This is a genomic window from Streptomyces sp. ATCC 21386 (assembly GCF_018728545.1).
In the GTDB taxonomy this organism is placed as follows: Bacteria; Actinomycetota; Actinomycetes; order Streptomycetales; family Streptomycetaceae; genus Streptomyces.
Genome location: NZ_JAAVVL010000001.1, coordinates 3970758 through 3976321, shown reverse-complemented (window position 1 = coordinate 3976321; position 5564 = coordinate 3970758). Strand labels below are relative to the sequence as shown.

The 5564-nt window shown below is 71.2% G+C and carries 6 protein-coding genes and 1 pseudogene; 3 read left to right on the top strand and 4 right to left on the bottom strand.

From position 1 onward, the window contains the following. Window positions 1–37: 37 nt before the first annotated feature. The 3 genes and pseudogenes from GWK25_RS17415 to GWK25_RS17405 form a co-directional block, all read right to left on the bottom strand. Window positions 38–589, bottom strand: a pseudogene (locus GWK25_RS17415) (cupin domain-containing protein); the annotation flags it as partial. Continuing rightward, window positions 583–1518, bottom strand: a complete 936-nt coding sequence (locus tag GWK25_RS17410; RefSeq protein ID WP_215451113.1) for a PmoA family protein — start codon at window positions 1516–1518, stop codon at window positions 583–585. The pseudogene GWK25_RS17415 and the gene GWK25_RS17410, both read right to left, overlap by 7 nt. Next, window positions 1515–2777, bottom strand: coding sequence for a Gfo/Idh/MocA family protein (locus tag GWK25_RS17405; protein ID WP_251828895.1), 1263 nt, complete (start codon window positions 2775–2777; stop codon window positions 1515–1517). Before GWK25_RS17405 ends, GWK25_RS17410 begins: the two co-directional genes overlap by 4 nt. A gap of 345 nt (window positions 2778–3122) precedes the next feature. Here GWK25_RS17405 and GWK25_RS17400 point away from each other — a divergent pair, with 345 nt between their 5' ends. The 3 genes from GWK25_RS17400 to GWK25_RS17390 all read left to right on the top strand — a co-directional run bounded on the left by GWK25_RS17400 (window position 3123) and on the right by GWK25_RS17390 (window position 4882). Continuing rightward, the gene (locus GWK25_RS17400) at window positions 3123–3998 is read left to right on the top strand and encodes an undecaprenyl-diphosphate phosphatase (RefSeq protein WP_215451112.1); all 876 of its coding nucleotides are present in this window, start codon (window positions 3123–3125) and stop codon (window positions 3996–3998) included. A 114-nt stretch (window positions 3999–4112) separates the two neighbouring features. Then, a complete protein-coding gene (locus GWK25_RS17395; protein WP_215451111.1) occupies window positions 4113–4292 on the top strand; it encodes a hypothetical protein in 180 nt (59 codons plus the stop codon). Beyond that, window positions 4289–4882 (top strand): AAA family ATPase, encoded by a 594-nt coding sequence (locus GWK25_RS17390; RefSeq protein WP_308404252.1) that lies wholly within the window; start codon window positions 4289–4291, stop codon window positions 4880–4882. Before GWK25_RS17395 ends, GWK25_RS17390 begins: the two co-directional genes overlap by 4 nt. Before the next feature lie 82 nt (window positions 4883–4964). On the opposite strand, the gene GWK25_RS17385 is transcribed toward GWK25_RS17390, so the two are convergent. Next, window positions 4965–5564: SDR family oxidoreductase (locus tag GWK25_RS17385; RefSeq protein WP_215451109.1), on the bottom strand; the 600-nt coding region annotated here is incomplete at its 5' end.

Sequence of the window (5564 nt, the reverse complement as noted above, 5' to 3'; positions counted from 1 at the left end):
GGGTTCGTCGGCAGCGTCAGATGTTTATAAGAGACAGCTCCCACCTCGCCCGCCACTCCGCCAGCCGGGGCCGCACGAGCGCGGCGGCGGCCCGGTGGAACGCGGCGAGCGGCTCGGGCCCGGACGCGTCGCGCAGCGCCCGGTAGCCCTCGAGGGCCAGGTCCCGCCGGGCCCGCGCGACCCGCTCCCGCTCCTCCTCCGGCGCGTCCAGCGGGATACGGGTGGCAGCGGCGTACGTCTCCGGATCGGTCAGGTACCGCGGGGGCAGCGTGAGGACCGCGTCGCCCGCCTCCGGGAGCCCGTTGTTCTGCATGAGGACGGTGATACGCAGCTCGTCCTCGTTGACCAGCCGGTGGATGGTGCCCGGCGTGAACCAGGCGACCGTCCCCGGCGCCAGCGGCGTGACCTCGTACCCCGAGGTCGTCAACGTCTGCACGGCGCCACGCCCGCCGGTGACGACGTACGCCTCCGAACAGGTCAGGTGCATATGGGGGGTGCCGCCGCAGACCCCGTCCGCCGCGGGCCAGTCGTACACGGACAGGTGGGAGAGCGCGACCCCGCCCGGCAGTCCCTCGTAGCCGCTCACCACGGGTGCGCCTCCAGGTACTTGGCGATCTCCTCCCGATCCCAGGAACCGTCCGCCACGACGACGCGGTAACGGCGGGTGAGCGTCTCGCCGGGAGCCAGTTCCAGCTCCTCGAAGAACGCCCAGGAGGGGGCGACGGCGGCGAACGGGGCGTTGCGGACGAACCAGTGCGCCGGATGCCCGCCCTCGGCTCCCGTGTGGTCGTTCTCTGGGGCGTGCGCGAAGACGAGCGTGGCGTGGCCGTCGGTGCCGTCGTGCTCGCCCGAGTACGCCAGCCAGGGCGCCTGCTCGCCCATCATCCGAGGTCCCTCGGCGTCGGGCCCGATGATCCGTCCGTCGCGGAAGGCACGCGGACCGCGCCAGAACAGGCCTGTGTAGCCGGCCATCTCCCGCCCCGCGGTGGTCGGGCTGCCGAACAGCAGCGGCTCGTCCCGGCGGTTGGTGATCGCGCTCGTCCAGGTCAGCGCCCAGGATCCGGACTCGGTGTCCACGTCATGGATCTCGATCCGGCGCTCCTCGTCGGCCCACAGCTCCCCGGTGTACGGGTGCCAGGTCAGCCGTTCGGCGATCACGACCCGTTCGCCGTCCGACTCGACGGCGTCGAAGCCGACGTGCGCCATCGAGCCGACCCGTTCCGGGATCGGCAGATAACCCTCGCCGTGGACGTACGAGTTGCCGCCCCACAGGTTCTGGCCCGACAGGTGCGAGGCCGTCAGCTGCAGACCCTTGTGCCAGCGGTGGTCGTTGGGCCGGAAGTCGGTGACGACGTCCCCGGCCAGCGTCCGGATCGGGTGCAGATACGGCTTCGGGGCCTCCCAGTCCGCCTCCGGCCGGTAGACGTAGCTCAACAGCTCGACGCCCGTGGTGGGTTCGGTGACCGTGATCCGGTCGCCGTGTGCGTGGACCACGCGCAGCCCGTCGTGGAAGGTCATGCGGTGATCTCCTCACTCGTGCCGGCGGCGCTGGTGCCGACGGTCCTCGTACCGGCGGGGCTCGCGTCGGCGGACACCCGGACGGTTCCGGGTGCCCAGCCGGGGGCACCTCCGTGCATGGCCGTGTAGTACGGGTCCCCGGGTCCGATCTCGCCACGCCGTACGGTCGCGTCCGTGAAGGCCGACTTGTACAGGGCGGCGATCAGCTCCAGGCTCGTCCGTCCGTCGGCGCCGCTGCTGCGCGGCCGTTCGCCCGCGCGCATGCTCGCCACGAGTTCGCGCAGCTGGGCGAGGTGCGAGCTGGGCACGTCCGCGCCGAAGTCCCGCCAGGCCGCCGCGTCCGCCTCGGGGGTGCCGGGGGCGGGGGTGACGGACCAGTCCGCGTTGGAGTGGCCGTACAGATGGGTCAGCTCGACGGTGGCGCGCTCACAGTCGATGCGGATGCGGCTGACCTCCTCGGGGCTGAGGACGCTGTTGACGACCGTGGCCAGGGCGCCGCTCTCGAAGCGGACGAGGGCCGTGGAGACGTCCTCGGTCTCCACGTCGTGGACCAGCCGCCCGGCCATGGCCCGGACCTCGCTCCACGGGCCGAGCAGGTCGAGCAGCAGGTCCATCTGATGGATGCCGTGGCCCATGGCGGGCCCGCCACCCTCGGTGGCCCAGCGGCCGCGCCAGGGGACGGCGTAGTAAGCGGTGTCGCGGTACCAGGTGGTCTGGCAGTGCGCGACCAGCGGACGGCCGAGGCTCCCCTCGGCGAGCAGCTCGCGGACGTGCCGCGCGCCGGAACCGAAACGGTGCTGGAAGACGATCGAGGCGTACGGCCCCCCGGTCTCCGCGCCCTCCTCGGCCTCGACCGCGTCGAAGTCGGCGAGCGTCGGCACCGGCGGCTTCTCGCACCACACCCAGGCGCCGGTCCGCAGCGCGGCGATCGTCTGGTCGCGGTGCAGGGTCGGCGGGGTGCAGATGCTGACCAGGTCGGGCCGTTGCTCCGCCAGCATGCGGTCCAGATCGGTGTAGCCGTGCGGGATGCCGTGCGCCTCGCAGAACTTGGCCACCGCCTCGGCATCGATGTCGACGGCGGCGACGACCTCGGTCTCACCCTCCTCAGCGAGGCGCTCGAGCGCGGGCAGATGGGAGCCGCCGCCGATAGCGCCGATGCCGACGATCGCGGCCCGGACGCGGCGGCCGGACAACGGGGCCGGGGGGCGGTCGGGTCGCTGGTCCGGAGTCGGGCTCGGGTCGTTGCTGGGTGTGGGCATGGACGTGATCAGCACTCCATCGAACGTGACAGCGGACGGCGGCGGGCGCCTGGTGGCGGGGGTTCCGGCGAAACGGCGACCCTCGCACGGCAAGCGCTTTCCCTCGTCAGCAAAGTATGTGCGGACATAGTGACTGGTCAACACCGCGGATCCGGCCGTTCCACGCCTCGGAACGCCCGCGCTCCACCCGTCCCCCGCAGACCCCGCCCTGCCCTGCCAAACCCCTGTGGCAGCCCTGTCACCAAGGGGCGCTAGGCTGCCCCCCAGTACCTGTGATCACCCGCCCCGCGGCGCGGCACGTCTTCCGTCGGCCCTCCACGATCAGCGCTTGGACCACGTAACTTCATGTCTTGGTTTGAATCCCTCATCCTCGGACTCGTCCAGGGGCTGACCGAATTCCTCCCCATCTCCTCCAGCGCGCACCTGCGCCTGACGGCAGCCTTCTCCGGCTGGGAGGACCCGGGCGCGGCCTTCACCGCGATCACGCAGATCGGCACCGAGGCCGCGGTGCTCATCTATTTCCGCAAGGACATCGCCAACATCATCTCGGCGTGGTCCCGCTCCTTGTTCAACAAGGAGATGCGCGGCGACCACGACGCCCAGATGGGCTGGCTGGTGATCGTGGGCTCCATCCCGATCGGTGTCCTCGGGGTGACCCTCAAGGACCAGATCGAGGGCCCGTTCCGTGATCTGCGCCTCACGGCGACCATGCTGATCGTGATGGGCATCGTCCTGGGCGTCGCCGACCGGCTCGCCGCGCGCGACGAGACCGGCGGCAAGCACCGCGCGGCGAAGGAGCGCAAGAGCCTCGAACAGCTCAGCGTCAAGGACGGCCTGATCTTCGGTCTCTGCCAGGCCATGGCCCTGATCCCCGGCGTCTCCCGCTCCGGCGCCACCATCAGCGGTGGCCTCCTCATGGGCTACAAGCGCGAGGCCGCGGCCCGCTACTCCTTCCTCCTCGCCATCCCGGCCGTGATCGCCTCGGGCGGCTACGAGCTCAAGGACGCGATGGAGGGCGGCCATGTCTCCTGGGGTCCGACGATCTTCGCCACGGTCATCGCCTTCTTCGTCGGCTACGCGGTCATCGCCTGGTTCATGAAGTTCATCTCCACCAAGAGCTTCATGCCGTTCGTCTGGTACCGCATCGCCCTCGGCATCGTCATCGTCGTCCTGGTCTCCATGGGCGTGCTGAGCCCGCACGCGGGCGAGTCGGGCCACTGACCGGGCCCGCCCCGAAGGCCCGTCCCTCCCCAACTCCCTTCCGTGACCAACCACATACGGCATCCGTAGCCGTCCAGTAGCGCACTGTCAGTCCGGGCGCCTAGTCTTGTCCGCATGTCCCCCGATTCCCCCGCCCGTGGTTCCGTGCGGTCCGCCGACGACCTGAACGACCGGATCAGAGCCCTGTGGCGCCACGCGGGCGCGTCGCTGTCGGCGCAGGAGCGGGCGGAGTACGAACTGCTGGTCGTGGAATGGGCGGCGGCGATCCGGGCAGACGTGATCGAGGCCGCGTGACCGGGACCCCCGAGGACGGCACACCCAACGGATCGATCATCTTCCTGAACGGCACGTCCAGTTCAGGCAAGTCGACCATCGCGAGGGAGCTGCTCCGCATCCTCGACGAGCCGTACTTCCACATGCCCGTCGACGCGTTCCACGCCATGCGGACCCGCCAGGAGATGCCGCCCGACCAGCTCACCACCGTCCTGCACCGCACCTGGCGGGGCTACCACCGCGCGGTCGCCGGCATGGCCGCCGCGGGCAACAACGTGGTCATGGACCACGTCCTGAGCGCGGAGTGGCGACTGCGGGACTGTCTCGACCTGTTCGTGCCCCATGACGTCGTCTTCGTCGGTGTGCACTGCGACCCGGGCGAGCTCCGACGACGCGAGCGGGAGCGGGGGGACCGGCCGCCGGGGCTCGCGGTGCGGCAGTTGGAGCAGGTGCACGCCCACGGCGTCTACGACGTCGAGTGCGACACCAGCCGGTCGGACCCCCTCCAATGCGCCGCCCGCATCAGGGAGTTCCTGCCCGACCGACCCAGACCGACCGCTTTTGAGAGGCTGATCGCCGACAGGGAGGCCGTTCACTCACCGGCCCACTGAGCGCCCCCTCAGGGGCGCGGGGAACTGCGCGAGCAACCAGGGAACAACCCGCACCCGGCCGCCGACGACACCCCCACTCACCTCACCGGCCCCCGGACACCCGCAGCACCGCCCCCGTCGTGTACGAGGCCTCCGGAGAGAGGAGCCAGGCGATGGCCGAGGCGATCTCGTCGGCGCGACCGGGGCGGCGCAGCGGCACGGACGCCGCGATCCGGTCGGCACGATCGGGGTCGCCCATCCGTGCATGGATCTCTGTGTCGATCACCCCGGGCGCGACCGCGTAGACCCGGATGCCGTCCGGCCCGAGTTCCTTCGCCAGCCCCATGGTCAGCGTGTCGACCGCCGCCTTGGTCGCCGCGTAGTGGACGTACTCACCGGGACTGCCCAGCGTGGCCGCCGCAGAGGACACGTTGACGATGGCACCGCTCCCCCAGGCCGCCATCTCCTTGGCCGCCCGCCGCGAACACAGCAGCACGCCGAGGAGGTTGACCTCCACCACCCGCCGCAGCACCTCCGTGTCCGTGTCCGCCAGCCTCCCGAACGGGCCCGTCACCCCGGCGTTGTTGACCAGCCCGGTCACCGGTCCGAGCCGGTCCGCCGCCGTCTCGAACAGCCGGTCCACTTCGGCCTCCACCGAGGTGTCCGCCTTCACCGTGACACAGCGCGCCCCGCCCGCCCGCAC

Bases quoted from the DNA above. Each gene is read 5' to 3' on its own strand.
- GWK25_RS17405 (WP_251828895.1), bottom strand. From the start codon at position 2,777: ATGCCCACACCCAGCAACGACCCGAGCCCGACTCCGGACCAGCGACCC.
- GWK25_RS17395 (WP_215451111.1), top strand. From the start codon at position 4,113: ATGTCCCCCGATTCCCCCGCCCGTGGTTCCGTGCGGTCCGCCGACGAC.
- GWK25_RS17400 (WP_215451112.1), top strand. From the start codon at position 3,123: ATGTCTTGGTTTGAATCCCTCATCCTCGGACTCGTCCAGGGGCTGACC.
- GWK25_RS17410 (WP_215451113.1), bottom strand. From the start codon at position 1,518: ATGACCTTCCACGACGGGCTGCGCGTGGTCCACGCACACGGCGACCGG.